Genomic DNA, 26676 nt, shown 5'->3' with positions numbered 1-26676 from the left:
TTTTAAGTATAAAAAAACCACCTAGATTAAGGTGGTTTTTTAAAAATTTAAAAAGACTTTATACTATTGAAGAACGTATTCTCCTCCTGTTTTAATGACAGCCATAGTCCATACACCATTTGCACCGTTATAAATATTATAACTTACAAGGTATTTTTGTCCCTCTGCATCATTAGGAAAATTATTTAACAAAATAGTATTAATTTTTGCTACACGTGCTTCAACGGTTTCTTCATCTCTTCCCGATCTAACATCGAAGTTTCCGTATCTATCATTACCAACTAAAGCATAGTCTGCTGCAGTTAATGTGTACTTGATAGTATTATCGGGAACCCAATTAGTCCCATCATGTCCAAACTTAATAGTTTGATCTATTACGTTATTATATTTAGTCCAGTTTACTCCATCATAAATAAAGAAAGCTACAAAACTATATACAGTTCTATCATCTGTTCTACCATCACCATCGACATCTTGAGTATCAGTTACGTATAATTTATACATAATTCCTTCAATATCTCCCGCAACTTTGCTCTCATATTTAAACCTATCTTTTAAAAATACAGGTATTTTAGCTAAAGCTTCATCTTCAAAAGAGAATTGTGCTCTTGATTCTCCCATTGAAGTATATTCATCATCTGTTATACCCGTTGACATTTCCCATGTACCACTATTATTGATAAATCCATTGTTTAATTCTACTACACTAGCTCCGTTATAATATTTATACGTTAAAGAAACAAGAAGTCTATTTTCAGCACTTGGATACTTAGTATTTAAGAAAGCTACAATATCATTATAACTAGAAAAGTTTCCAAACCTTGCTACATTACCGCCTTGTGCTGTATAATCTGCAGCATCAACTTCGTAAACTGCCAAACTTTTTTCATCTCTTTTCGGATTGTACAACTTAAAAGTAACCGAAGCTAAAGATTCTTTACCCCAAGTAGGGTATTTTTTTGATAAAAAGCTTGGTAACATTTGTTTCGCATCATCTTCTGAGCTAAAGTTTCCGAAACCTAAATCTAAAGCATCATAATCATCATCTGTTAAAGTTATTTCCGCTTCTCCAGAAATTACAGTTTCAACAGCATCAAGTTCGCTGTATATATCTTCCATTGGGTTACAAGATGTAAACACCAAAGAAAGTATTACGAATGAATAAAATAATTTTTTCATTTTTTTTATTTTTTAAAATTTAATTTTTACATCTAAACTAAACGTTCTCCCAAACCCAAACCATACTAATGGGTCTGCTGCATTTAAAGCATCTGCAATATATTCTGTGTCTAAAAGGTTATTCACACGAAATGTTACAGTAGTATCAAAGTTACCAAATTTAAAACCGTGACGCAAACTTGCATCAACAGTGCTATAATTTGGAGCTTTCCAAGTATCTCCAGGTCTTGTAGTTATTGGACCACTTGAAGCGTAATCTAAAACATTAATTTGAGAATATAAATCTGCAAAATAATTGTAATCAAAAGTTATAGAAGTTCTGTCCCAAAACTTATACAACATCCCTAAAGCCGCAGTTGTTTGTGCTGCATCAGAAACTCTTAACCCGTCTATAGGTAAAGAAATAGTTCCTCTTTGATTTTGATTTTCATCAAAAAGAGGTTGGTCTATTAAATCGTTATTCCATCTCCAATCTCCTAAAGATAACATTCCTGTAAAGTTTAAGTTATCAGTTGGTCTGTATGTAAAATCAAATTCCACACCTTGATGTAATGCATTTACTCCAGTTAAGTTTGCAGTAAAATCTTCAGAACCAGGAATACTTGGGTCAGCTGAAACTCCTCTTGTAAAAGTTCTATCATTCCACTCTGTTCTATATAAGTTTATATTAGCTGCAAATTTTTCACCTCTAACACCATACCCTAACTCTAAACTAAAAATTTTCTCGTTTTCTGCATTTGGATTTACATCTTCGTTATTAAAATTTTGAAAAACTGCATCAAAATTAGCTGGTCTTTCAAAATATCCAATGTTAGCAAATACGTTTTGAACATCATCTAATCTATAGTTAGCTCCACCTTTAATACTATATCCATTAAGTTTAACTTTGTCTGTTGTTGCTAAATCTCTACCAGCTTGAGTACTTAAATCATATTGGAAATAATCAATTCTTTGGTAAGAACTTCTTTGTAAAGATGTAGAAATAAAAGCATCAAAGTCTTCAGTAGCATATTCTACTTGACCAAAGAATCCTAACCAACCTACTTTTCCATCATTGTTATACCCCATTTTATCTCCAACTCTTAATGGTGCATTAGGATTGTTTACATTATTTGGGTTTCCTCTACTATCAACATCTAAGAAATATTGACCTCCTAATAAATCGGTTACTTCTCTAAAGTGTTTTCCGGTATAAGTTCTCCAATCTAAACCAGCAATTAAACTAATTTCATCTGTTATTTCTGTTTTAAAAGTTGATAAAACTCCATACCACTCATGATCATTTCTCGAAGCTCTTAAAATTGCTTCAGATCCTAAAGCACCATTAGCTTTATTTATATTTACGATATTATCTAAATCTACAGGTTGATCTGACCCTCCTAACCTAACATTAAATAAATCTCTGTTAGTTCCGGCAGTACCACCACCACCACCTGTTCCATAAGAAACATAAGCTGCTGTTGATAAAGAAGTAACATCACTAATTGTCCAATAATGGTTTAAAGAAGTTTGTGATTTGTGGTAAAAGTTATCTTCTATATGAGTTACTTGTCCATTTTTATAACCCCAATCTGGGTTAAAACGAATTCCAGATTCAGCATTTCTGTAAGTAGAAATTGTGCTTCTATTTTGTCTTTGTCCGTGTCTTTGCGGAGCTCCAAAACTTGTAAAAGATAGTTTATGGTTATCATTTAACTCTTTTGAAAAGTTTATAAAATAATTAAACCCATTAAATTGAGTTCCATCAACATATCCTTCTCCAGAAATTTTAGCAAAAGAGACAGTAGCAGCTAAACCATTATCCATTAATCCTGTAGATAATGTAAATCCGTATTTTTGGTAACCATCATTACCAGTTGCAGCTATTATATTACCACCTTTTTCAACATCAGAAGTTTTTGATAAAATATTAATTGTACCACCAATAGAAGGTACAGCAACTTTAGCAGCTCCTAAACCTCTTTGAACCTGCATAGCAGATGTTACATCTGATAAACCAGCCCAGTTAGACCAATAAACTCTTCCGTTTTCCATATCATTAACAGGAACTCCGTTAATCATAACAGCAACATTTTCTGAATTAAATCCACGTAAATTAATACGACCATCTCCAAATCCACCTCCAGATTTAGTAGCATATACACCTGGTGTAGATTTTAAAATCTCAGGAAATTCTTGAGATCCTAATTTTCTTTCGATGTCTGTTGCCTTAATAGTAGAAACAGCAACAGGAGTTTTTCTATCTATTGCAAATGAAGTTGCAGTAACAACAATTTCATCTAAAACCCCACTATCTTCTGCTAATTTAATAGTGCCTAAGTTAGTTTTTGCAGAAGAAAAAGAAACTTCCATTGATTTATAACCAATAAAAGAAACTACCACAGTTCCTGAACTTTTGTTGGTTTTTAATACAAAATTTCCATCAAAATCGGTTGATGTTCCGTTAGTTGTTCCTTTTACAACAACACTAGCTCCAGGTAAAGGTTGATTTGTTTCATCAACTACTTTACCAGTAATTTTAGTTTGTCCTAAAACAGCGGCAGATACAAAAAGTAATGCCACAAATAATAAGTTTTTAAAATTTTTCATTATTTGAATTTATGTTATTAAATGTTCTGCAAAATTGATTTTTTTACAGAGTTATAATGTTAATTTAATGTTAATATTTAACAAGAAATTAAGACATTGAAAAGTAAATAAAATAACAGTTATCATCTGAAAATGAACCTATTATATATTAACAAGTTTATTAACAAAAGTTATTAAAAAGTTAAAATTTTGAGAGTTTTATTATCAATAATTTATTTTATTGATTTTTCAACAACTTATTAGCCAATTCTTTACCTAATTCTACTCCAAATTGATCATAACTATATATATTCCATAAAATTCCTTGAGTGTAAATTTTATGCTCATATAAAGCGATTAATTTCCCTAAAGACTTTGGTGTTAATTTATCAAAAAGTATAGCATTGCTTGGTCTATTTCCTTCAAAAACTTTGAATGGTAATAATTGATTAATTTTATCCTCATCTCCAGAAAATTTTAATTCTAAATGTACTTCTTCTTTTGTTTTACCAAAAGCCAGAGCATCCATTTGACCATAATAGTTTGCCATTAGTTTTTTATGATGATCTTCTAAACCATATAAAGATTCTTTGTAACCAATAAAATCAGCTGGTATTAATTTGGTTCCTTGATGAACTAATTGCATAAAAGCATGTTGCATATTAGTTCCTGTACTACCCCACACTATGGTTCCGGTCTGATATTCAATTTTATCTCCATTTCTATCTACTCCTTTACCATTACTCTCCATAATGGCTTGTTGTAAATAATCTGGAAGCTTTTTTAAATATTGAGAATAAGGTAAAACAGCTTCGGTTTCAGCATTGTAAAAATTATTATACCAAACACTTAACAAAGCTAAAATTACCGGAATGTTATTTTCAAAATTTTCATTTCTAAAATGAATATCCATTTCTTCAGCTCCTTCTAAAAGCGCTTTATAATTATCAAATCCTACAGATAAAGAAATTGATAAACCAACAGCAGACCAAAGTGAGAAACGCCCACCAACCCAATTCCACATTGGAAAAACATTCTTTTTATCGATACCAAAACTATCTACAGCTTCTAAATTTGTAGAAACTGCAACAAAGTGTTTTGGTATATCAAAAATAGTAGCAGATTTTAAAAACCAGTTTTTTATGGTTTCTGCGTTCGAAATTGTTTCTTGAGTTGTAAATGTTTTTGAAACTATAACAAACAAGGTCGTTTCTGGGTCTAACTTTTTAATCACTTCAGATACGTGATCTCCATCAACATTAGAAACAAAATGTGTATTTAATTGATTTTTATAAAATTGTAATGATTCTACTACCATATCTGGTCCTAAATCTGAACCTCCAATACCAATATTTACAACATCAGTAATTGATTTCCCTGTATATCCTTTCCATTTACCAGAAATTACTTTGTTAGAAAAACTTCTGATTTTTCTTAATGTAGACTGAATTTTAGGTTTAATGTCTTTACCATCAATCAAAACTGGCTCTTCAGAAGTACTTCTTAAAGCGGTGTGCAACACTGCTCTTCCTTCTGTAACGTTAATTGTTTCTCCGGTAAATTGTTTTTCAATAGCATCTTTTAAATCTATATCTTTTGCAAGATCTACTAATAAATTAATTGTTTCTTTTGTAATTCTGTTTTTTGAAAAATCTACTAATAAATCATCAAATTGAATTGAAAAATCTTTTTGCCTATCAGTATCTTTATACAAATCTTTTATGTTAATGTTTTGAACATTATTAAAATGATTTGTTAGTGCTGACCAAGCTGCTGTTTTAGTTGGGTTGATGTTTTTAAGAGCCATTTTCTTTAATTTTGTGCTATAGTTTCTATCACTTCTGGTGCTGTGACAGGAAGTTGTTTATGATCTAATTGATACTTAAGAGTTTTGATAAACTCTAAATATCTTGGTTTTATACTTTTCTTTAAAGGTTTTGCAGAAGGTAATTTTTGCTTAAATGGATCTACTTGTTTTCCATGTTTCCAAAAACGGTAACATACATGGGGACCGCCTGTATTTCCAGTCATTCCAACCCAACCAATAACTTCTCCTTGTTTTACATATTGACCTCTTTTTACTTTACGTCTTTTCATATGTAAATACTGAGTAGAATAAGTGCTATTGTGCTTAATTTTTACATAGTTACCATTACCACCTCTTCTTGCAGATTCAGTAACTGTTCCACTAGCTGTAGCTATAATTGGTGTACCAATGTTAGCTGCAAAATCGGTTCCTCTATGTGGTCTTACTCTATTACCATAATAGGCTATTCTTCTTCTTAAATTATATCTAGAAGATACTCTATACCTAAATTTTATTGGGGCTTTTAAAAATTGACTACGTAACATATTACCCTCTTCATCGTAATACTCTGGAATGCCTTTAATGGTATCTGGTATAAAACGAAATGCATACAAGTCTTTTCCTTTATGTTTAAATACTGCTGATTTAATATCTCCATAACCAGCAAAAAGGGAATCTTTTATATATTTTTCTTCAAAAACTAATTTAAATGAATCTCCTTTTTGTAGTTTATAAAAATCTAAAGTCCATGCATAAATGTCTGCAACCGCCCAAGTTAAATTAGGATTTAAGTGTAAACTATCCATAGTGTTGGAGAGATTAGAATAAATTTTCCCTTCAATAATTCTTTCAACAGTTTTTATAGGTTCCTTAAATCTTTGGGCAGTTATTAAAGAATCTTTAAAATCTAATATGGTTGCATTAATTCTATCGTGGTTATATATAAAAACTTGTGCTGTTTCTGTTGAGTCTTTAGAGGCTAGAATTGTATAAGGCCTTCCTGCTCTTACTCTTCTTACATCAAAAATTTCTTTAACACTTGATGTAATTTTATTAATCTTAGGATAAAAAACATGGTGTCTATCTAAAATAATTCCAAAACTTTCACCTTTTTTTATGGTGTCTTGAATTACTTTAAATTTATCTAAATTGTATCCATATTTAATAACAGGCTTAGGCTTTTCTTCTATTTTGTGTATGGTTTTTACCTCTTCTTTTTTGCATGTAGAAAAGGTTGTTAATAAAACAAGAAGTAATACTATTTTTTTCAAGAAGTTAGCCTTTAATTAAACTTCTCAAAAGTACAAATAAAATTGATTTTTAATGAAGCAATATTGATGAAGTTTCGATAACGGTTTCGTTAAAGCCTTTTTATTTTTTTAGAAAAGGATTTGCTAAACCTTTATAAGCTTCTAATTCTGCTCTAAGAGAACCTACTGCCAAATCTGCTTTCATTTTAACTGGAATTTTATTAGCATCATCTGTAATCCATAACGTAACACTTTCTTGTGCTTTAAAAACTCTACCAGATTGCACTAAAGGTCTAAATAGCATCGTTTTTATTTTGCCAAATTTAGTTTTTAATATTTGTCTACCTAAAAACCTTAATTTAAAAGGATATACTTTAGAATCCATAAACATATCGATTGCTATTTCTTCTCCTTTTTTCATTCCTTTTACATTTTTATTTCTCAAATAATAAAAAGAAGACAACATATCTTGTACATTCTTAAAAGTAACAGAAGTGTCTTTTTGTTCGGTAAAATCTTGTACATAGGCCTTATTATACTCGTAATTAAAAGAAGTTATTCTATGTTTTTTGTAACCTCCTTCATCAATTTTTCTTTTAAATAAATAAGGTTTTATAGTGTCTTTATCAAAATAACTTTCGTATTTATCATCTACTTTAAAAAACCATTTTATCATACCAGTTGTCCAACCAGTACCTTTAGTATGATAAACTTTTTTGCCATTATAAGCTATTTCTTCAACTTCTAAAATTGCGGTTCCAGCTCTTAAAAAACCACTATAGCTCATCTTATAGCGTAACCATTCTCCACTTTTAAAAGCTTGTTCTTTTTCTTGACTAAGGGTCGTTGTCAAAAGAAATAAGCTAAACACTAAAATAATCGTCTTTTTCATAAAAAATCAAACTTATAAAAAAGGAATGACAAAACCCGTTCCAAAATGAAAAAAAGTCATTTACTTTTAATTCGTAAATGACTTTTATAATAATTTTAAGAATTCTTAAAAAGTTCCCCAATTTTTTAACTCATCTTCATCCCACAAATATGGAAAGAAAATTCTACGTTGATATTTTGGATGCATATATTTACGCCAATTACTGCCTCCTGTAGCTTTTAAGTCGGAGTCATCTCCTCCTATATATTTTCCAGCAGCATTGTAATGAGCCATTACCCACTTAACATTAACCGTATAATCGTAATGACGCATTGCTTTGATTAAATCTTCGTTTCTTTGAACTTCTTTAGGTAGTTGTTTGAATTTTAAAGAAAGATTGATATCATTATAATCTTCCATAAAATCTATAAAATCTCCCATATATTTTTTCTCAAAAAGATTTAATAAGGTCGATTTTTGCCCAGTTGTATAGTTTTTACCAGCTGCTTGCCAATACAAATGATTATAGGCGTTTCTAAAGGATGAATTTCTATCAATAGTATCTCTAAATCTTGCATCAATCAAATTGATGAGTTCTGTAGAAGCAAACTCTATTTTACGATATTGCGCTGATTGAAAACCACTTGCAGGCGTTAAAGTGTTTCTAAACTTAAGATACTGTTCTCTTTCCATTCCATCAGCCATCACTGTAAAAGAACTGCATAACATATCGAAATAACGACTAATTCTACCTAAATGCATCGAAAATTTATCAGCGGTAATTTCTATTGATTTAGAGACTTGATCTATTTCCCACAACACCATTTTAAACAACAGTTCATTTACTTGATGGTACATAATAAATACCATTTCATCTGGCTGTGTTGTTCTTGGTGTTTGTAGTCCCAACAATGCATCTGTTTGAATATAATCCCAATAGGTAATTGGAGTACTGTGTAATAAACCCTCTAGCATAGAATCTACAGGAACACCCAACTTGTCGTACTTTTCTTCTATGGCTTTTAAAATTTCGTCTCTGTTCATTTTCTTTATATTCGTCATTGCGAATTTAATGAAGCAATCTGTTTATACAAAGAGATTGCTTCGTCATTCTTCCTCGCAAAGACAAAAATTTTTACAAAGTTCCTCTTTTTTGTTGTTCTCTTTCAATAGATTCAAATAAAGCTTTAAAGTTACCAGCTCCAAAACCTTTAGCCCCCATTCTTTGAATGATTTCAAAAAATAAAGTTGGTCTGTCTTCAACTGGTTTTGTGAAAATTTGCAATAAATAACCTTCTTCATCAGCATCTATCATAATTCCCAAGCCTTTGAGTTTCTCAATATCTTCTCTTAATTCGTGGCTAAATTCTTCCAAACGTCCTGGAACTGCTCTATAATATTCTTCTGGTGGAGTAGATAGAAATTCAACACCATTGGAACGTAATTGAGTTACGGTTGCAATTATATCGTCTGTAGCTACTGCAATATGCTGCACTCCTGCACCTTCATAAAAATCTAAATATTCTTCTATCTGTGAACGTTTTTTCCCTTCTGCAGGTTCATTAATTGGAAATTTGATTCGTCCATTTCCATTAGACATTACTTTACTCATTAATGCTGAATATTCTGTATGAATTTGCTTATCATCAAAAGATAAAAAGTTTTCAAAACCCATAACATCTTCATACCATTTTACCCAAATATCCATTTGATTCCAACCTACATTACCAACCATATGATCTATGTATTTTAAACCTGCAATTGGCGGATTGTAATCAGATTCCCATTTTTGGAAACCTGGTAAAAAGGCTCCATTGTAATTTTTACGTTCTACAAACATATGTACAGTTTCTCCATACGTGTAGATTCCTGCTCTAACAACTTCACCAAACTCATCTTTTTCAATTGTTGGTTCCATATACGATTTTGCACCTCTTGATGTTGTTTCTTTATATGCTTGTTTGGCATCTTCTACCCAAAGTGCTACTACTTTTACACCATCTCCATGTTTTACAATGTGTTCGTTTATTGATGATTTACTGTTTAATGGAGTTGTAAGCATCAACTTGATTTTGTCTTGTGTTAAGACATAACTCACTGAATCTTTTGCCCCAGTTTCTAATCCACGATAAGCGTGAGATTGAAATCCGAAAGCTGTTTTGTAGAAATGGGCAGCTTGTTTTGCATTACCTACATAAAATTCCACATAATCTGTTCCTAATAATGGAAGGAAATCTTGTGCCCCTTCAAATATTTTTTCTAAACCGTAGTTTACTGATTTTATTTCTTTATTACTCATTTTTTATGTTTTATAGAAAAGAGAATCAAGAAGCAAGAATAGAGACTTTTAGAGCTTATTTTGAAAGCCCATTGTCATTTTTTGAAATTCTTGAATTTTTAATTCAATCTTTGTTAATTGTTCTTTATTAATGTACTTCCTTTTAAATGCAATTATTAATTGTGTTTCTAGTTCGAAAGAAGAACCTAAAGCAATGTCAATAAAGTGAGAAAAAGATTTATCCGTTCTTGATGAACCTTCTGCAATGTTACTAGGAATTGAGATAGAACATCTACTAATTTGAGAAATTAGTCCAAATCTTTCATCTTTAGGAAAATTTTCAATTATAGATATAGACGTCATCAACAATTTCGATTCCAATTTGCCAAATCTTTAAATTCTTATAATTGTGCCTTTGCCTTTTCGCCATTCTCTTTGTTCTTTACTCTTTGCTCTCTTCTCTTTTTTACTCCAACCAAGATTTGTAATAATCTTCGTCTGCAATTTTCATTGCCTCTTCTGTTACCTGTAAGGGTTTAAAAGTATCAACCATTACTGCCAATTCTTCTGTAACAGTTTCACCAATGCTACGTTCTGTAGCTCCTGGATGTGGACCATGAGGAATTCCTGCTGGATGCAAGGAAATATGACCAGCTTCGATATCGTTTCTGCTCATAAAATCGCCATCTACGTAATATAAAACCTCATCTGAATCGATGTTACTGTGATTGTATGGAGCAGGAATTGAGTTTGGATGATAATCGTACAAACGCGGTACAAAACTGCAAATTACAAAGGCATTGGTTTCGAACGTTTGATGCACAGGTGGTGGTTGATGAATACGACCTGTAATAGGCTCAAAATCGTGAATTGAAAATGCATAGGGAAAATTATAACCATCATAACCCACCACATCAAAAGGATGTGAAGCGTATGTCATTTCAATAATTTCTCCTTGTTTCTTCACTTTGATTAAGAAATCGCCCAACTCATTATAAGTTTCTAATTCTTGGGGTCTGCGTAAATCACGCTCACAAAATGGCGAATGTTCTAACAACTGGCCAAACCAATTTCGGTATCGTTTTGGTGTGTAAACAGGGCTGTAAGATTCAACAATAAAAAGGCGATTATTATCATCATCGAAATCTAATTTGTAAATAATTCCACGTGGAATTACTAAATAATCTCCATATTTAAAGTCGAGATTCCCTAACATTGTGCGTAATTTTCCTGTTCCTTTATGGATGAAAATTACTTCGTCTGCATCTGTATTTTTGTAAAAATAATCTTTTGTCGATTCTTTTGGAGCGGATAAAATGATGTTACAATCTGAATTTGTTAAAACTATTTTTCTGCTTTCTAGATAATCGTTTTCTGGAGAAACTTGAAATCCTCTAAAACGATAAGATTTGATATTATTGGCTTTCGCTATTTTTGGTTTAACAGAATATTGTTTACCAATTTTTTTGACCATTGTTGGTCTGTGCTCGTGGTAAGAGTTGGTTGACATACCATCAAATCCAATAGTGCCAAAGAGTTGCTCATAATATAAGCTTCCGTCTTTTTTACGGAATTGTGTGTGTCTTTTGGGTGGAATTTCTCCTAATTTGTGATAAAAAGGCATAACTTTTAATGTAATAATGAATTAATAATTTAATGTAAAATGCTCTTAAAAGAACATTATTGATACATTATTTAAATTGCTCAATGTTACATTAAACGCTCATTCTGGGTTGCGCTTGATTAAGAATTTTAAGTAAGATAGTAAATCTGAATACATGTAACTCAATCGATTTCGTAATTGATACAAATATACAAAAAAGTGACTCTAATAATTTGTTAAGTTTTTTACATAAAAAAACCGAAACAAAATTGTTTCGGTTTTCTAGTTATTATTTTAAAAAGACTAAGCTGTTGGTAGTCTTTCATCAATCATTTTTAATGGCATATCACCCATTAATTCAAATACATCTAGAATACTTCTTACTGTATCTTCTTCTTCTACTTGCTCATTCACAAACCATTGTAAAAATACTTCTGATGCATAATCATTTACACTTCTAGCTTTACTAAAACATTTATAGATAGATTGTGTTACTCCTATTTCTTGATCTAAAGATGTTTCATAAATTGCTTGTAAACTTTCAAACTCATTATTTACATGAGGAATTGCAGGCGAAAGTGCTGCTCCTCCAGCATCATTAATAAAGTTAAAAATTTTCATTCCGTGCTCTCTTTCTTCTTCTGCTTGTTTGTAGAAAAATGCTTTACTATTTAATAATTCACGCTGATCACACCAAGAAGCCATGGCTAAATATGATGCTGACGCATGCATTTCTAATGCTATTTGCTCGTTTAAAACATCCATTACTTCTGGATGAATTGTCATTTGTCTTCTAATTGCCGTCTTCATAAATATTGTTATTTTCTATCAAATATACTGTAAAAACAGTTTATTTCTATAATTGGAATAAAATTTAAACCTAATCTAAATAAAAGGGAGTTCTTTATGGTAGTATAGTTAATAACTATAAAAACACAATTCGATTTCTTCTTTTAAATCTAGAAGCTTAGGAACTTCTAAATAGACAAGATGTTTTCTATCTGCTATAAATAACAATACAAAATTCTCGTTGTTGATAACATTCTCTAAATTTTCTGGAGAAGTATACTCATTTATCTTTTGACGCAATTGTAATAGCTGAGGAAAGGTGAGAAACATCTTTTTATGATCAATGACTAATTGATATTTACAAAAAGTAACTTTTTGAAGTTGTATATTGAATTGTATGTCTGTAAAAATACTCACGTTACAAAAATATGCATTTATTTAGAATAAATAAAGATAATTTTTGGTAATAATAACAAATTGAGATTGCCTCACTTTGTTCTCAATGATATTACTCAATCTTCTTAATCACTGCTTTTGGAGCTTCTTTTCTGGTTCCATCAAAACCATCTACTCCACCAACAGTAGTGTATTTCATTACATATTTTTTATCAGGAAAAATACGTTTGTAGGCACTTTGACACATTAAAGTAGCTTCATGAAAACCACACAAAATCAACTTTAATTTTCCAGGATAGGTATTTACATCTCCAATGGCATAAATACCTGGAATGTTAGTTTGATAATCTAAAGCATTATTTACTTTAATAGCGTTTTTCTCTATTTCTAATCCCCAATTGGCTATAGGACCTAATTTAGGTGACAAACCAAAAAGTGGAATAAAATGATCCGTTTCTATTATAAATGGTTCTTCACCTTTTTTAACTACTGAAACACCTTCAACTTTGTCAGTTCCAACAATTCCTTTTACTTCTGCTGGTGTAATTAAAGTTATTTTACCAGCATCCTTTAATTCTTGCACTTTATCAACCGAATCTAAAGCGCCTCTAAATTCATTTCTTCTGTGAATCAACGTAACCTCAGAAGCAACATCTGTTAAAAATATTGACCAATCTAAAGCAGAATCTCCACCTCCAGAAATAACCACTTTTTTATTTCTATAAAACTCAGGGTCTCTAATAATGTATTCTACTCCTTTGTCTTCAAAGTCTGCAATATTAGGAATAGGAGGTTTTCTTGGTTCAAAACTACCTAATCCTCCAGCAATGGCAACAATAGGCGCGTGATGTTTTGTTCCTTTATTTGTAGTTACAATAAAAGTACCATCTTCTTGTTTTTCAACAGTATCTGCTCTTTGTCCTAAAGTAAAACCAGGTTCAAATTGTTTAATTTGTTCCATTAATTTATCCGTTAAATCACCCGCTAAAATTTCTGGATATGCAGGAATATCATAAATGGGTTTTTTAGGATAAATTTCAGAACATTGTCCACCCGGTTGGGGTAAGGCATCTATTAAATGACAACGCAATTTTAATAAACCTGCTTCGAAAACGGTAAATAATCCTGTTGGTCCTGCGCCAATAATTAGAATATCTGTAGTAATCATTAATTAAAAATATCTGTTGAACAAAAATAAATGTATTTGAAGTAATTCTTTGTGACAAAAGTCACACAGCATTAAGCAACATTGATGACTTCTTCTATATGTGGAGCATACTTTTTTATAGTAGCTTCCACACCGTTTTTTAATGTCATTTGATTTACAGAACATCCAGTACAAGCGCCTTCTAACTGAACTTTAACAATGGTTTCTTCTATGGAAAGTAATTTGATATTACCGCCATCGCTCATTAAAAAAGGACGGATTTCATCTAATGCTTTTTCAACATTATTTAGAGTTTCTTGTGCTGTCATAACTTTACTTTTTAACTGCGCTACAACCACTCATATTTGTGATTCTTACAACTTCTGTAGGTGGTAAATTAGCGTTTCTTTTTAATAATTGAGAAACCATTTCTTTAGTAATTTGATTAAATGATTCTTCTAAAATGGTTCCATCTTGTAATGCCACAGGATGACCAACATCACCTGCTTCTCGAATACTTTGTACTAATGGAATTTCACCTAAAAATTGTGTTTTTATATCCTCTGCCAAATTTTTAGCTCCATCTTGTCCAAAGATATAATATTTATTGTTTGGCAATCCTTCTGGTGTAAAATATGCCATATTTTCGATAATTCCTAAAACGGGAACATTAATACTCTCTTGTTGAAACATTGCTACTCCTTTTTTTGCATCGGCTAAAGCTATATTCTGTGGTGTAGAAACTACTACAGCTCCATTTATAGGTAATGCTTGCACAATTGATAAATGCACATCTCCTGTTCCTGGAGGCAAATCAATTAAAAGGAAATCTAATTCTCCCCAAGCTGCATCGAAAATTAGTTGTTTTAATGCTTTACTTGCCATTGGTCCACGCCAAATTACTGCTTGATCTGGATCTGTAAAAAAACCTAAAGATAATAGCTTAACACCATAATTTTCTATTGGTTTCATTTTTGACCTTCCATCTACATTTACAGAAAGCGGCCTTTCTCTTTCTACATTGAACATTATATGTTGAGATGGTCCATAAACATCAGCGTCTAAAACTCCTACGTTAAACCCCATTTTAGCTAATGAAATAGCAGTATTTGCTGTAATTGTAGATTTTCCAACACCCCCTTTACCAGAAGCAATAGCAATAATATTTTTGATATTTGGAATTTCTTTTCCTCTAATCTGGTTTGGGTTTTCTTTTGGTGCTGGTTTTTCAACCTTAACATTAACTTTAACATCAATATTTTCAGCAACATTTGTTTTAATTGCTTTTGATATTTCGTTCTCAATTTTCTTTTTTGCCTGTAGAGTAGGGTTGCTAATAATTACATCAACATTTACTTCATTTCCAAAAATTACAACATTTGTTACGTTGTTATTTTCAATTAAACTTTTACCTTCTCCAGGAGCTGTAATCGTTTCTAACGCGTTATATATATCTTGTTTTTTAAAACTCATTTTTAGGTTTTAATTTATTCGGATTAATTCTAAATTGCAAAGATACAGTTAACTGATAAGAAATTAAAGTGAATAGATTAGGAATATTTATAGACTAATAGCCTGACTTTATTTGAGTTCAAAAAAAATTATTATATTTATGGAATAATTTTATCCCCCTTATTATGAAAAAAACAAACACCCTAAAGTCTGTTGTATTCTTCTTATTGATATCATTTTATTTTCAAACTTCATTTTCTCAAGATTTTGCTAAAAGTATTGCTTTAAAACCTTACTCTAAAATGTATGAGATGTCTAATAATATCGCCATTAAAAATGCGGTTTTAAATGATGGAAAATACACCTACAAATTTAAGGAAAGAGACATTTTGGTTGAAATTAAAAATGGTTTTTACTATGAATATCATCCAAAAAAAGAATTTATTAAAGCTAAAATTGATTGGATTTCTGAGTTTGAGTATAACTTAACCATAGTCGATTTAGAAATGAGAGGTGCGCCTTTTAAAATTGGTAGTATGCTTACCGCTAAAATTACTCAAATTAAAGGAAACAGATATTTCTATAAGTCTACTTTTAATAACAAAACTGGAAACGGAAGTTTTAAAAGGGTAAAATAACTTATTGTATTCTGTAAATTTGTTAAAAACTCATCAAGTTTTGATGAGTTTTTTTATGATAATTCATCAATAGGGTTCCAAAAGATTTTCTCCAAATCTTGAATTTGATTATCAATAACAACAATTCCTTCATTTTCCAATAGTTGCTGCATTAGGTTAGTTCCATCAAAATGATGTTTCCCAGTTAATATCCCTTTTTTATTGACTACTCTGTGCGCTGGAACTTCTGGTTCTTGACTTGCAGAATTGTTCATGGCCCAACCCACCATTCTTGCAGAACGGGCTGCTCCTAAGTATGTAGCAATAGCACCGTAGCTAGTAACTCTACCAAAAGGAATTAAACGTGCTACTTGGTAAACTTTATCAAAAAAATTATCAGTTTCTTTCACAATATTAAGGTCCTCTTTTTATAAGATTCTGAAACAATCTTTCGACTGCTCACAGGATAACAAGTTTAAAATGAAAAAAGCTAATACTTTAATCGAAATTTAATATAAGTAATAGGTTTACCAACTGCTAAGTATTGATTTTCATAAAAAGTTTGAGTCTCTATAACTTCTTTTGGAGCACCCTCATTTTTATAAACATTGTGGTTTGCAATTAGAATTTCATGACCCTCACCATGCAACAAACCTAAGGTATAACCGTGCATAAATTCGCTATCTGTTTTCAAGTTCACTATACCTTCTTCTTTTAAAATATGATGATATTTTTTTAGAAATGTAGCATTTGTCATTCTATGTTTAGTGCGCTGATATTTTATTTGTGGATCTGGAAAAGTAATCCAGATTTCAGAAACTTCATTTTCTCCAAAAATAAAATCAACTAATTCTATTTGAGTTCTAACAAAAGCAACATTAGGTAAATTTTCTTCGATTGCAGTTTTGGCACCTCGCCAAAAACGTGCTCCTTTAATATCGATTCCAATATAATTTTTATCAGGGTTTTTTCTTGCCAAAGCTATGGTATATTCTCCTTTACCACAACCTAACTCAACAATAATGGGATTATTATTATCAAAAAAAGAATGCCATTTTCCTTTGTAAGAAAAGTTAGTAATAACTTCTTCTCTTGTAGGTTGAATGACATTTTTAAACGTCTCATTTTCTTTGAAACGTTTTAATTTATTTTTACTTCCCAAGGTGTAAAATTAAGCTCTATCTTCAGTTCCTTCGCGTAAGAACTTGGCAGATTCTTTCATCCAGTACCAAAATAAAACTAACAAAACTGCAAGGAAAATCCAGTTCACAGTATTTGATGACCACCAATTAAAATCTCCTTTTCTAAACCAATCAAACGGAATGAATAATAAATCTGTAAATAAACTACCAATCCATCTAAAAATATTGTTTGCTATCATAACTTAATTATCTTTACCGTGCAAAAATAACAAAAGAAACAATGTTAACCAATTTTTTAGAGAAATCTAAACCAATCAATTTTATTATTTATTTAAGTTTGTTTTTTTGCTTCTTTTTGTTCGCTTTAATTTCTAGTTTTTTTGCTGATAACTTTACATGGACAAAAGTATTAGAGAGTACTCTTTTTTTTGTTCTTTTCTTGTCAATATTCTTCTTTTACAATTTTGTAGTTACTAAAAACAATCTCACATACGATCATTCTTATGCTTTCTTACTGTTTGTATTAACTTTGATCTTATTTTTAGAAAAACTTCTTGATTTTAATGTCCTTATATTATTACTCGTACATCTACTTTTTTTAAGGAAGGTCTATAGTTTACGTTCTTCTAAAACCGTAATTCAGAAGCTTTTTGATAGTGGTTTTTGGTTAGGAATTTTATTCATTTTAGAACCTTTTTCCTTACTTTTTTCTATTTTGATAGCAGCATCGATATTATTACATCAAAAAATAACCTTTCATAATTTGTTAACCCCTCTTACAGGATTTATTACTCCATTAATTATTTATTTTACTTATTTATTTTGGATTGATGGTCTAGAAGAATTTAAGCACCTATTTTATTTAAAAGTTAATAATAACATGTTTATTTTTGATGAAGATTATACTAATTGGGTATTTGGAGTGATTCTTTTATTAACTTTTTGTTCTGTATTGTTAAAATCACCGAGAGCATTGTCTGTAAATAATTCTTTTAAAAAAAGCTGGCTACTTTTAATTATCAACTTTATTATTGGTATATTTTTTGTTTTTTTAATTAAAGAAAGAAAAGGTGCCGAAGTCATTTTTTTAGCTATCCCCACAACAATAATAATGGCAAATGGTTTTGAAGTAATTCAAAAAAAGATAATTAAAGATATTCTTTTTGGTGGGTTTATTTTAGCAACAGTATTTGCTTTTTTTAGATTATAGTTTAGCTCCAAAAGCTAAATCTCCAGCATCACCCAAACCAGGAACTATATATCCTTTAGAGTTTAATTCATCATCAATAGCTGCAATCCATAAATGTGTGTTTTTTGGGAAATTCTCTTTGATGAATTCAATTCCTTCTTTAGACCCAATAACAGTAAGAATGTGGATTTCTTTTGGAGTTCCAAATTTTTTTATAGCTTCTATAACTGCTACCAAAGATTGACCTGTTGCCAACATTGGATCTGCCAATAACAACGTTTTCTTGTTTAAAGATGGTGCTGCAAAATATTCTACAACAATCTCAAACTCTGCATCATTATTTGAATGATGACGATACGCAGAAATAAAAGCATTTTCTACATCATCAAAATAATTTAACAATCCTTGATGCAAAGGCAAACCTGCTCTCAATATAGAACACAATACTATACTATTGCTAATTAATTGCTCTTGACTATTGCCTAATGGGGTTTCTATATCTTTAACAGAATAGGTCAATTGCTTGCTTAACTCATAACCCAAAACCTCACCTATCCTCTCAATATTTCTTCGAAATCGAAGAGAGTCTTTTTGGATCTTTACGTCTCTAATTTCTGCAATAAATTTATTTAAAATTGAGTTTTTTTCTTGAAGGTGATGAATAATCATTATAGGCAAATTATACAAACAAATGTAAAGCAATTACTTAAAATTTGTATATTGGCTATATAAAAAAATCAAAATAATATCAAAATCAATAAACCTAGGCTATAACAACAATTTAAGATTTATACTAGTTAGGTTTTAATAATACCACTATTAGTGGACTAACCAAAAGTTAGATAACCAAAGCGATAAGAGTTTCAGCAATTTGTTGAAACTCTTTTTTATCCTCAATTTAAATTTTATCATCAACTTTGCAAAAAGTTTTAATTACTCCATGAATTCAAGAATATTAGCATTAATTGCTGTTTTTATTGCTGCAATAATATATGGTCTAAACTACACCATAGCTAAAGACGTAATGCCTTTTTACGTAAAACCTTATGCTTTTATTTTATTAAGAGTATCTGGTGCAACTTTATTTTTCTGGTGTATTGGCTTTTTTATCAAATCTCAAAAAATCGAGAAATCTGATTATAAGAAGATTTTTTTAGCTTCTTTGTTTGGAGTAACTATAAATATGCTTGCTTTTTTTAAAGGTCTTAGTCTAACGACTCCAATAAGTGCTTCTGTTGTTATGGTAACCACACCAATTATGGTTTTAATTTTTTCTGCAATTTTGTTAAAAGAAAAGATATTAAAATTAAAAATAGTAGGAATCACAATTGGATTAATTGGAACTATTATTCTAATTGTCTATGGAAATACTTCTGAAAATAATGCTAATGATAGAATTTTAGGAAATTTTTTAGTCTTTGTAAACGCAAGTTCATACGGGCTTTATTTAGTATTAGTTAAAGGAATATTAAAAAAATACAACCCATTTGTTTTTATTAAATGGTTTTATTTATTTGGATTTATAACGGTATTACCCTTTAGTATTTTTGAATTTACAGAAATTTCTTGGTCAACTATGCCAAGCTCGATATACTTAAAAATAGGTTTTGTAGTATTATTTACAACTTGTATTACCTATTTATTTAATCTTTACGGATTAACTAAATTAAAGCCAACAACAGTAAGTGTTTTTATCTATTTACAACCAGTAATTGCAACTGTTTTTGCTTTGTTTGTTGGTAGTGATTCTTTAAATATTGTAAAATTCTTAGCCATTATTATTATTTTTGCTGGTGTTTATTTAGTTACAAAGCAAGTAGATAAACCAATCAAATAAAAACTATATTTGCATTTCATTTAAAATTACGATTGTATGATTCAATCTATGACTGGATATGGCAAGTCTGTATTACAACTACCTACAAAGAAAATAACCATAGAAATTAAATCTTTAAACAGTAAAAACCTCGATTTAAGCGTTCGTATTCCTTCTTATTACAAAGAAAAAGAATTAGCTGTTCGAAAAAAATTGGCTGAAGCCTTAATTCGTGGAAAAGTAGATTTTTCAATTTTTGTAGAAATGACTGCCGATGAAACCTCTACAACTGTAAATCATGGAATTGTAAAAAACTACATGCAACAACTTAGAAATGTTGTACAAACTGGAACTTCTGATGATGTTGAGTTATTAAAAATGGCTGTTAGAATGCCAGATGCCTTAAAAACTGAGCGTGAAGAATTAGACGAGAACGAATGGTCTGAAATAGAAAAAGGTATTCATATTGCTATTAAAGAAATTGTACAATATAGAATTGATGAAGCCGCTTCTTTAGAAATTGATTTTAAAGAAAGAATTGCCAACATCAAAAAATATTTAGAAGAAGTAAAAGATTTAGATGGTGATAGAATTGAAAATGTTAAAATGCGTTTACTAAAAGCAATAGACGAGTTAAAAGTAGAAACTGATGAAAATCGTTTTGAGCAAGAATTAATATACTATCTAGAAAAGTTAGATATTAATGAAGAAAAAGTTCGACTAGCTAATCATTTAGAGTATTTTTTACAAACCTTAGCAACTCCCGATTCAAATGGAAAAAAATTAGGATTCATAATCCAAGAAATGGGAAGAGAAATTAATACCACTGGTTCTAAAGCTAATTTTGCACCCATGCAAAAAGCAGTTATCCAAATGAAAAACGAGTTAGAGCAAATTAAAGAGCAAATTTTAAACGTTTTATAAATGTCTGATTTTAAAGGAAAATTATTTGTATTTTCAGCACCTTCTGGCTCTGGTAAAACAACCATTGTACGTCATTTATTAAAACAAGAAAGGTTTAATTTAGCCTTTTCTATTTCTGCAACTTCTCGAAAAGCTCGTGGAACTGAAAAAGATGGAGAAGATTACTATTTTATTTCTTTAAAAGAATTTAAAAACAACATTAAAAGTGATGCTTTTTTAGAATGGGAAGAAGTATATAGAGATAACTTTTACGGAACACTTAAAAGTGAAGTAGAACGTATTTGGGCTCAAAAAAAGCATGTTATTTTTGATATTGATGTTGTTGGTGGATTGCGAATTAAAAAGAAATTTCCAGAAGAAACACTAGCAGTTTTTGTAAAACCACCGAGTGTAGATGAGTTAAAAATTCGTTTAAAAAAACGTTCTACAGAGAGTGAAGATAAAATTAACATGCGCATTGCTAAAGCTTCTGTAGAGTTAGCTACAGCTCCACAATTTGATAAAATCATTAAAAACTATGATTTAGAAGTTGCTCTTAAAGAAGCTGAAGAATTGGTAGATGATTTTTTAGGATTAAAGGAAAATAAAGAAGAAAATTAAAAACGTGAAGATAGAAATATGAAGCCGTAAGTTAAACACAGACTACTTCAAACTCTCTTCTTCAAACTTTATAAAATGAAAATCGGTTTATACTTTGGTACATTCAACCCAATTCATGTTGGGCATCTTATTATTGCCAATCATATGGTTGAAAATTCTGATTTAGATGAAATTTGGATGATGGTAACCCCTCATAATCCATTTAAAAAGAAAAGTTCTTTGTTAGAAAACCATCATCGTTTTGAATTGGTATATAGGGCTACAGAAAACTATCCAAAAATAAGACCTTCTGATATCGAATTTAAATTACCTCAACCCAACTATACTGTGCATACTTTAGCGCATATTTCTGATATATATCCTGAGAAAGAATTTTGTTTAATTATGGGAGAAGACAATCTAAAAAGCTTACATAAATGGAAAAATTATGAAACTATTTTAGAGCATCATCATATTTATGTATATCCAAGAATTGCTGAGGGAACTGTGGAACATCAATTTAAAAATCACCCTAAAATTCATAAAGTTGATGCACCCATTATACAAATCTCTTCTACTAAGATTCGTAATGGAATTAAAAACCAAAAGAATATAAAACCTCTTTTAACAAAAGAAGTTTGGGATTATATTGATGAAATGAATTTTTATAGAAAATAGTTTCGCTTAAAATTCGTTGTATATTTGTGAAACATCAAATAATTTTCTGTGGCTAAAAAGAAAGGAAAACTTAAACGAAAACTAACTGATAAATACAGGTTGGTTGTTTTAAATGAAGACACTTTTGAAGAGCGTTTTTCATTAAAATTATCGCGATTAAATGTATTTATTTTAGGCGGTGTTTTTTCTATTTTATTAATTGCAGCTACTACAATTCTCATAGCATTTACACCTATTAAAGAATACATTCCAGGGTACTCATCAACAGCCTTAAAAATAAAAGCCGCTAAACTAACTTTCCAAGCAGATTCTTTAAAAACTAAATTGGCTATTTTAGAAAATTATACAAAGGCCATTAAACCAGTTCTTACTGGAGAAATTGAACCAGAAAGTATCGACTCTATTCAAACTGAAGCAAGACAACGTCTTATTGATGAAAGTAAGTTAAATGCATCTAAAGAAGATTCTTTGTTTAGAGAAAAAATAGATCGTGAAACTCGTTTTTCACTTCAAAATAATGCTAATAATAAAGTAAAATTGGTCTTTTTTGCACCATTAAATGGCACAATATCGCAAAATTTCGACACGACTTCCAAACATTTTGCAGTAGATATCGTTGCCAAAAAAGGAACTCCAGTTAAAGCAACTGCTGACGGTACCGTAATTTTTTCTGGTTGGACTACTGAAACTGGTTATGTAATAATTTTAAAACATAGTAAAGATTACATTTCTGTCTATAAGCATAACGGAACGTTATTAAAACAACAAGGAGATTTTGTGAAATCAGGTGAAGTAATTGCTACAGTTGGTTCTACAGGAGAACTAACAACAGGTCCGCATTTACATTTCGAACTTTGGAATAGTGGCTACTCTGTAAATCCAACAAATTTTATAGATTTTAAATAATGAGTATTAAATCTTTATTTGCTATTCCGTTTGCCAAATTTGCGACAAAAAAAGTCAATAAATGGGCAAACAATCCGCATAAAACTCAAGAAAAAGTTTTCAAAAACTTAATTGCAACCGCTAAAAATACAGCCTTTGGAAAAGATCATCATTTTGATAAAATAAATTCTTATAATGATTTTAAAAAATACGTAAAAGTTCAAGATTACGAAGGTTTACGGACTTATGTTGATAGAATGGTTGCAGGAGAATCTGATGTGCTTTGGACTGGAAAACCATTGTATTATGCTAAAACTTCTGGTACAACCTCTGGCGCAAAATATATTCCGATTACAAAAGAATCGATGCCAACCCATATAAAAGCAGCAAGAAATGCTTTGTTATTTTATATCGTGGAAAAAAATGATGCAAGTTTTGTAGATGGAAAAATGATTTTTTTACAAGGAAGTCCGGTTTTAGAAGATAAAAACGGAGTAAAGTTGGGAAGATTAAGCGGAATTGTAGCACATTATGTTCCTCAATATTTATTAAAAAACAGATTACCAAGTTGGGAGACGAATTGTATTGAAGATTGGGATACTAAAGTAAATGCAATTGTTGAAGAAACCCTTAATGAAGATATGACTGTGATTAGCGGAATTCCTTCTTGGGTGCAAATGTATTTTGAAAAATTAATTGAAAAAACTGGGAAAAAAGTATCTGAACTTTTCCCTAATTTTAATTTTTTTATTTATGGTGGTGTAAATTTTGAACCTTACAAGAACAAATTTGAAGCCTTAATTGGTAAAAAAATAGATTATATAGAATTGTATCCTGCATCAGAAGGTTTTATTGCGTATCAAGACAGTCAAACCGAAAAAGGGATGTTGCTACAATTAGATTCGGGTATTTTTTATGAATTTATTCCTGCTACTGAGTTTTTTGATGAAAATCCGACAAGGATTTCTCTAAAAGATGTAAAAATTGGCGTAAACTATGTCATCATTTTAAATACAACAGCTGGTCTTTGGGGTTATAATATTGGTGATACTGTAGAATTTACATCAACAAAACCATTTCGAATAAAAGTTACTGGTCGTATCAAACATTTTATATCCGCCTTTGGCGAACACGTTATTGGTAAGGAAGTTGAGAAAGCTTTAAATGATGCCATACAAGGCACTGATATCAATATTAGTGAGTTTACTGTAGCGCCACAAGTAAATCCAGAAAGTGGTTTACCTTATCACGAATGGTTTATAGAATTTGAAAATGAGCCAAAAAATTTGGAAAAATTTGCCCTTAAAGTAGATGCCTCTATGCAAGATCAAAACATCTATTATTTTGATTTAATTGAAGGAAAAGTTTTGCGTCCACTTATTATTAGAAAAGTTAAAAAAGGCGGATTTCATAATTATATGAAATCTATTGGTAAATTTGGCGGACAAAATAAAATTCCGCAGTTGTCTGATAATAGAAAAATTGCAGATGTTTTACAAAATTTTTTAATTGAAGAATAACAAAATATAATTATATATGGGAGGAGATTTTTTATTTATAGGATTAGCAATAGCTTTAGTTATTGTATACTTTTACAACAAATATAGAAACAGACGTTAATTAGTAATAGTTTGTCATTCCCAACGAAGTATGAGGAGGAATCTCTTTGTCAAAAGATTTCTCAATCGTTCCTCATTTCGAAATGACATATTCATAAAATTTTTGAATGAGTACAATTAGAATTACCAAGCAGTTTAATTTTGAAACTGGCCACGCATTATATGGTTATGACGGAAAGTGTAAAAATGTTCATGGGCATTCTTATAAACTTTCAGTTACTGTTTCTGGGGAACCAATTCAAGACAATACCAACGTAAAATTTGGAATGGTTATCGATTTTGGCGACTTAAAAAAAATAGTTAACGAAGAAATTGTAGATCTTTTTGACCATGCAACTGTCTTTAATAAAAACACACCACATATTGAGTTGGCAAAGGAATTAAAAGATAGAGGTCATCACGTAATTTTGGTTGATTATCAGCCTACCAGTGAAATGATGGTGATTGATTTTGCTGAAAAAATAAAAACAAGATTGCCAAAAAATATCAAACTGCATTCTATAAAATTACAAGAAACTGACACAAGTTTTGCTGAATGGTTTGCAAGTGAAAATTCTTAATTAATAAAAAACATTTAACTTAAAACAATATCAACTCTTTTAATCTGTTATATTTGACAAAAACTAATTCTTATGAAAGCATTTAAATATATAATTACATTTTTTGTAGCTACAATTACACTAATAGCTTGTAGTGATAATAATGATAATATTGTTGCATTAGATTTATCTGCAACAAATGTTTCTGGTACCTATAAAATTAGTAGCTTAAATGCTGATGTAACTAATACAACAGTTACTCAAGGGGCAACAGTTATTATATCTACAGCAAAAATAACAAGTGATACTTTTGAAGTTGATTTTGTATTAAATAAAAATGGAAAGTTTACAGTTAAAGGTCAATATAGAAAGATAAATACTGTAACTGCCGCGAATGGAGACGTAACAGTTATTCCAAAAATTATTAATATCGATAACTCTGGAAGTTATACCATAAACACAATTAATAGAACCATTAGTTTTAATGCCATAAATGACAATCTTTTAAAAGGTATATTTGATGTGAATTTCTTCAATGAAGATACATTAACAGTTACACAAGATTCAGAAGCTATTGATGGTTCTATTTCAACTGCAACAACAACAAAAATCATTTTTGTTAGAAAATAATAAAAACATTAAAAAAACTTGAAGCTGTTCCTTTCTGAACAGTTTTTTATTTCCCATTATAGGTATTCATAGTATTTGCTAAACCAGCAGTACCAAAAGAAGTAATCACTTTTGCTGAGGTTGGTAATCTTTCTATTAATTGGCTCGTTTCTTCTTTACTCCATTCACCTAAAACGAAATCTACTTGTCTTCCTTTCGAATAATTAGCGCCTACACCAAAACGAAAACGTGCATATTTCTGATGTCCTAATTTTGTTTCGATATCTTTTAAGCCATTATGTCCACCTGCAGAACCTTTTGCTTTTAAACGAATTGTTCCAAAATCAATATTAACATCATCGGTAATTACCAATAAATTCTCTAAAGAAATTTTTTCTTTATCCATCCAATATTTAAGCGATTTTCCACTTAAATTCATAAATGTACTTGGCTTTAATAAAATAAAAGTTCTTCCTTTAAATCGAAATCTAGCAATGTCTCCTAACTTTTCAGTTTCAAAAGCGGTATTGTGTTCTTCTGCTACTTCGTCTAGAATTTTAAAACCAATATTATGACGTGTATTGGTATATTTATCGCCAATATTACCAAGACCAACAATTAAAAATTTCTTCATCAATTCTTCTTTAGATTCAACTTTTATACCAAATAATTTAGAAAAGAAGTTTCTTAAATTCATACAACAAAAATAAGACAAGTTCTTAAGATAAATTTAACCCAA

General features: G+C 30.2%; 29 protein-coding genes. 10 read left to right on the top strand and 19 right to left on the bottom strand.

All coding sequences use genetic code 11. The features are described 5' to 3' along the window. Positions 1–63: 63 nt before the first annotated feature. The 14 genes from DIS07_RS06365 to DIS07_RS06300 form a co-directional block, all read right to left on the bottom strand. On the bottom strand, positions 64–1179 hold the full coding sequence (locus DIS07_RS06365) for a hypothetical protein (protein WP_146190712.1): 1116 nt from the start codon (positions 1177–1179) through the stop codon (positions 64–66). A 12-nt stretch (positions 1180–1191) separates the two neighbouring features. Next, positions 1192–3768 (bottom strand): TonB-dependent receptor, encoded by a 2577-nt coding sequence (locus tag DIS07_RS06360; RefSeq protein WP_109404382.1) that lies wholly within the window; start codon positions 3766–3768, stop codon positions 1192–1194. A gap of 217 nt (positions 3769–3985) precedes the next feature. Continuing rightward, the gene (gene pgi / locus DIS07_RS06355; RefSeq protein WP_109404381.1) at positions 3986–5554 is read right to left on the bottom strand and encodes a glucose-6-phosphate isomerase; all 1569 of its coding nucleotides are present in this window, start codon (positions 5552–5554) and stop codon (positions 3986–3988) included. Positions 5555–5559: 5 nt separating this feature from the next. Continuing rightward, complete coding sequence (locus DIS07_RS06350) at positions 5560–6825, bottom strand: M23 family metallopeptidase (protein WP_109404380.1); 1266 nt, start codon at positions 6823–6825, stop codon at positions 5560–5562. Between the two features lie 100 nt (positions 6826–6925). Beyond that, the gene (locus DIS07_RS06345) at positions 6926–7696 is read right to left on the bottom strand and encodes a DUF3108 domain-containing protein (RefSeq protein WP_109404379.1); all 771 of its coding nucleotides are present in this window, start codon (positions 7694–7696) and stop codon (positions 6926–6928) included. Between the two features lie 105 nt (positions 7697–7801). Further along, a complete protein-coding gene (locus tag DIS07_RS06340) occupies positions 7802–8719 on the bottom strand; it encodes a tryptophan 2,3-dioxygenase family protein (protein ID WP_109404378.1) in 918 nt (305 codons plus the stop codon). Positions 8720–8810: 91 nt separating this feature from the next. Further along, positions 8811–9974, bottom strand: a complete 1164-nt coding sequence (hppD, locus tag DIS07_RS06335) for a 4-hydroxyphenylpyruvate dioxygenase (protein WP_109404377.1) — start codon at positions 9972–9974, stop codon at positions 8811–8813. 48 nt (positions 9975–10022) lie between these two features. Then, positions 10023–10334 (bottom strand): four helix bundle protein, encoded by a 312-nt coding sequence (locus DIS07_RS06330; protein WP_317045901.1) that lies wholly within the window; start codon positions 10332–10334, stop codon positions 10023–10025. 85 nt (positions 10335–10419) lie between these two features. After that, the gene (locus DIS07_RS06325; RefSeq protein WP_109404376.1) at positions 10420–11577 is read right to left on the bottom strand and encodes a homogentisate 1,2-dioxygenase; all 1158 of its coding nucleotides are present in this window, start codon (positions 11575–11577) and stop codon (positions 10420–10422) included. A 282-nt stretch (positions 11578–11859) separates the two neighbouring features. Continuing rightward, positions 11860–12366 carry a ferritin gene (locus DIS07_RS06320; RefSeq protein WP_109404375.1) on the bottom strand — a complete coding sequence of 169 codons (507 nt, stop codon included), beginning with the start codon at positions 12364–12366 and terminating at the stop codon, positions 11860–11862. Between the two features lie 108 nt (positions 12367–12474). Further along, a complete protein-coding gene (locus DIS07_RS06315) occupies positions 12475–12675 on the bottom strand; it encodes a hypothetical protein (RefSeq protein ID WP_235869102.1) in 201 nt (66 codons plus the stop codon). 178 nt (positions 12676–12853) lie between these two features. Continuing rightward, complete coding sequence (locus tag DIS07_RS06310) at positions 12854–13909, bottom strand: NAD(P)/FAD-dependent oxidoreductase (RefSeq protein ID WP_109404373.1); 1056 nt, start codon at positions 13907–13909, stop codon at positions 12854–12856. A 71-nt stretch (positions 13910–13980) separates the two neighbouring features. Continuing rightward, a complete protein-coding gene (locus DIS07_RS06305; RefSeq protein WP_109404372.1) occupies positions 13981–14217 on the bottom strand; it encodes a NifU family protein in 237 nt (78 codons plus the stop codon). A gap of 4 nt (positions 14218–14221) precedes the next feature. After that, a complete protein-coding gene (locus DIS07_RS06300; protein ID WP_109404371.1) occupies positions 14222–15361 on the bottom strand; it encodes an Mrp/NBP35 family ATP-binding protein in 1140 nt (379 codons plus the stop codon). 164 nt (positions 15362–15525) lie between these two features. On the opposite strand from DIS07_RS06300, the gene DIS07_RS06295 reads away from it, so the two are divergent. Continuing rightward, on the top strand, positions 15526–15978 hold the full coding sequence (locus tag DIS07_RS06295; protein WP_109404370.1) for a hypothetical protein: 453 nt from the start codon (positions 15526–15528) through the stop codon (positions 15976–15978). Positions 15979–16031: 53 nt separating this feature from the next. Here DIS07_RS06295 and DIS07_RS06290 read toward each other — a convergent pair whose 3' ends face one another. From DIS07_RS06290 to DIS07_RS06280, 3 genes are all read right to left on the bottom strand, one after another. Further along, entirely contained in the window at positions 16032–16367 is a 336-nt protein-coding gene (locus DIS07_RS06290) for an MGMT family protein (RefSeq protein WP_109404369.1), read from the bottom strand. A gap of 80 nt (positions 16368–16447) precedes the next feature. Next, the gene (trmB, locus tag DIS07_RS06285) at positions 16448–17119 is read right to left on the bottom strand and encodes a tRNA (guanosine(46)-N7)-methyltransferase TrmB (RefSeq protein ID WP_109404368.1); all 672 of its coding nucleotides are present in this window, start codon (positions 17117–17119) and stop codon (positions 16448–16450) included. 9 nt (positions 17120–17128) lie between these two features. Then, complete coding sequence (locus tag DIS07_RS06280) at positions 17129–17338, bottom strand: DUF6341 family protein (RefSeq protein ID WP_109404367.1); 210 nt, start codon at positions 17336–17338, stop codon at positions 17129–17131. A 41-nt stretch (positions 17339–17379) separates the two neighbouring features. Here DIS07_RS06280 and DIS07_RS14985 point away from each other — a divergent pair, with 41 nt between their 5' ends. Further along, positions 17380–18309, top strand: coding sequence for a DUF6427 family protein (locus DIS07_RS14985; RefSeq protein WP_109404366.1), 930 nt, complete (start codon positions 17380–17382; stop codon positions 18307–18309). On the opposite strand, the gene upp is transcribed toward DIS07_RS14985, so the two are convergent. Then, complete coding sequence (gene upp, locus DIS07_RS06270) at positions 18304–18957, bottom strand: uracil phosphoribosyltransferase (RefSeq protein ID WP_109404365.1); 654 nt, start codon at positions 18955–18957, stop codon at positions 18304–18306. The two genes, DIS07_RS14985 and upp, sit on opposite strands and share 6 nt — an antisense overlap. Positions 18958–19228: 271 nt before the next feature. Between upp and DIS07_RS06265 the strand changes: the two genes are divergently transcribed. The 8 genes from DIS07_RS06265 to DIS07_RS06230 all read left to right on the top strand — a co-directional run bounded on the left by DIS07_RS06265 (position 19229) and on the right by DIS07_RS06230 (position 25958). Further along, positions 19229–20125, top strand: a complete 897-nt coding sequence (locus tag DIS07_RS06265) for a DMT family transporter (protein ID WP_109404364.1) — start codon at positions 19229–19231, stop codon at positions 20123–20125. Positions 20126–20161: 36 nt separating this feature from the next. Then, complete coding sequence (locus DIS07_RS06260; protein ID WP_235869101.1) at positions 20162–21028, top strand: YicC family protein; 867 nt, start codon at positions 20162–20164, stop codon at positions 21026–21028. Next, the gene (gene gmk / locus DIS07_RS06255) at positions 21029–21628 is read left to right on the top strand and encodes a guanylate kinase (protein ID WP_109404363.1); all 600 of its coding nucleotides are present in this window, start codon (positions 21029–21031) and stop codon (positions 21626–21628) included. It begins immediately after the preceding gene. A gap of 75 nt (positions 21629–21703) precedes the next feature. Further along, the gene (gene nadD / locus DIS07_RS06250; protein WP_109404362.1) at positions 21704–22285 is read left to right on the top strand and encodes a nicotinate (nicotinamide) nucleotide adenylyltransferase; all 582 of its coding nucleotides are present in this window, start codon (positions 21704–21706) and stop codon (positions 22283–22285) included. Positions 22286–22333: 48 nt separating this feature from the next. Continuing rightward, positions 22334–23191, top strand: a complete 858-nt coding sequence (locus DIS07_RS06245; protein ID WP_109404361.1) for a M23 family metallopeptidase — start codon at positions 22334–22336, stop codon at positions 23189–23191. After that, positions 23191–24690 (top strand): GH3 auxin-responsive promoter family protein, encoded by a 1500-nt coding sequence (locus DIS07_RS06240; RefSeq protein WP_109404360.1) that lies wholly within the window; start codon positions 23191–23193, stop codon positions 24688–24690. The genes DIS07_RS06245 and DIS07_RS06240 overlap by 1 nt, the downstream gene beginning before the upstream one ends. 206 nt (positions 24691–24896) lie before the next feature. Further along, positions 24897–25349 (top strand): 6-pyruvoyl trahydropterin synthase family protein, encoded by a 453-nt coding sequence (locus tag DIS07_RS06235; RefSeq protein WP_109404359.1) that lies wholly within the window; start codon positions 24897–24899, stop codon positions 25347–25349. A 72-nt stretch (positions 25350–25421) separates the two neighbouring features. Then, positions 25422–25958: a hypothetical protein gene (locus tag DIS07_RS06230; RefSeq protein WP_109404358.1), complete on the top strand. Its 537-nt coding sequence runs from the start codon at positions 25422–25424 to the stop codon at positions 25956–25958. A gap of 46 nt (positions 25959–26004) precedes the next feature. Here DIS07_RS06230 and pth read toward each other — a convergent pair whose 3' ends face one another. Next, the gene (pth, locus tag DIS07_RS06225; RefSeq protein WP_109404357.1) at positions 26005–26634 is read right to left on the bottom strand and encodes an aminoacyl-tRNA hydrolase; all 630 of its coding nucleotides are present in this window, start codon (positions 26632–26634) and stop codon (positions 26005–26007) included. Between the last annotated feature and the right edge of the window lie 42 nt (positions 26635–26676).

The sequence above is a fragment of the Polaribacter aquimarinus genome (assembly GCF_003129485.1).
Lineage (GTDB): Bacteria > Bacteroidota > Bacteroidia > Flavobacteriales > Flavobacteriaceae > Polaribacter > Polaribacter aquimarinus.
This window is presented reverse-complemented; position numbering and strand designations above follow the sequence as displayed.

Excerpts from the sequence above, each read along its gene's own strand:
- pgi (WP_109404381.1), bottom strand. The coding sequence starts at position 5,554 with ATGGCTCTTAAAAACATCAACCCAACTAAAACAGCAGCTTGGTCAGCA.
- DIS07_RS06365 (WP_146190712.1), bottom strand. The coding sequence starts at position 1,179 with ATGAAAAAATTATTTTATTCATTCGTAATACTTTCTTTGGTGTTTACA.
- DIS07_RS06320 (WP_109404375.1), bottom strand. The coding sequence starts at position 12,366 with ATGAAGACGGCAATTAGAAGACAAATGACAATTCATCCAGAAGTAATG.
- DIS07_RS06280 (WP_109404367.1), bottom strand. The coding sequence starts at position 17,338 with ATGATAGCAAACAATATTTTTAGATGGATTGGTAGTTTATTTACAGAT.
- DIS07_RS06325 (WP_109404376.1), bottom strand. The coding sequence starts at position 11,577 with ATGCCTTTTTATCACAAATTAGGAGAAATTCCACCCAAAAGACACACA.
- DIS07_RS06345 (WP_109404379.1), bottom strand. The coding sequence starts at position 7,696 with ATGAAAAAGACGATTATTTTAGTGTTTAGCTTATTTCTTTTGACAACG.
- nadD (WP_109404362.1), top strand. The coding sequence starts at position 21,704 with ATGAAAATCGGTTTATACTTTGGTACATTCAACCCAATTCATGTTGGG.
- upp (WP_109404365.1), bottom strand. The coding sequence starts at position 18,957 with ATGATTATTCATCACCTTCAAGAAAAAAACTCAATTTTAAATAAATTT.
- gmk (WP_109404363.1), top strand. The coding sequence starts at position 21,029 with ATGTCTGATTTTAAAGGAAAATTATTTGTATTTTCAGCACCTTCTGGC.
- DIS07_RS06315 (WP_235869102.1), bottom strand. The coding sequence starts at position 12,675 with ATGTTTCTCACCTTTCCTCAGCTATTACAATTGCGTCAAAAGATAAAT.
- DIS07_RS06300 (WP_109404371.1), bottom strand. The coding sequence starts at position 15,361 with ATGAGTTTTAAAAAACAAGATATATATAACGCGTTAGAAACGATTACA.
- DIS07_RS06260 (WP_235869101.1), top strand. The coding sequence starts at position 20,162 with ATGATTCAATCTATGACTGGATATGGCAAGTCTGTATTACAACTACCT.
- DIS07_RS06295 (WP_109404370.1), top strand. The coding sequence starts at position 15,526 with ATGAAAAAAACAAACACCCTAAAGTCTGTTGTATTCTTCTTATTGATA.
- DIS07_RS06230 (WP_109404358.1), top strand. The coding sequence starts at position 25,422 with ATGAAAGCATTTAAATATATAATTACATTTTTTGTAGCTACAATTACA.
- DIS07_RS06235 (WP_109404359.1), top strand. The coding sequence starts at position 24,897 with ATGAGTACAATTAGAATTACCAAGCAGTTTAATTTTGAAACTGGCCAC.
- DIS07_RS06240 (WP_109404360.1), top strand. The coding sequence starts at position 23,191 with ATGAGTATTAAATCTTTATTTGCTATTCCGTTTGCCAAATTTGCGACA.
- DIS07_RS06310 (WP_109404373.1), bottom strand. The coding sequence starts at position 13,909 with ATGATTACTACAGATATTCTAATTATTGGCGCAGGACCAACAGGATTA.
- pth (WP_109404357.1), bottom strand. The coding sequence starts at position 26,634 with ATGAATTTAAGAAACTTCTTTTCTAAATTATTTGGTATAAAAGTTGAA.
- hppD (WP_109404377.1), bottom strand. The coding sequence starts at position 9,974 with ATGAGTAATAAAGAAATAAAATCAGTAAACTACGGTTTAGAAAAAATA.
- DIS07_RS06265 (WP_109404364.1), top strand. The coding sequence starts at position 19,229 with ATGAATTCAAGAATATTAGCATTAATTGCTGTTTTTATTGCTGCAATA.
- DIS07_RS14985 (WP_109404366.1), top strand. The coding sequence starts at position 17,380 with ATGTTAACCAATTTTTTAGAGAAATCTAAACCAATCAATTTTATTATT.
- DIS07_RS06305 (WP_109404372.1), bottom strand. The coding sequence starts at position 14,217 with ATGACAGCACAAGAAACTCTAAATAATGTTGAAAAAGCATTAGATGAA.
- DIS07_RS06360 (WP_109404382.1), bottom strand. The coding sequence starts at position 3,768 with ATGAAAAATTTTAAAAACTTATTATTTGTGGCATTACTTTTTGTATCT.
- DIS07_RS06340 (WP_109404378.1), bottom strand. The coding sequence starts at position 8,719 with ATGAACAGAGACGAAATTTTAAAAGCCATAGAAGAAAAGTACGACAAG.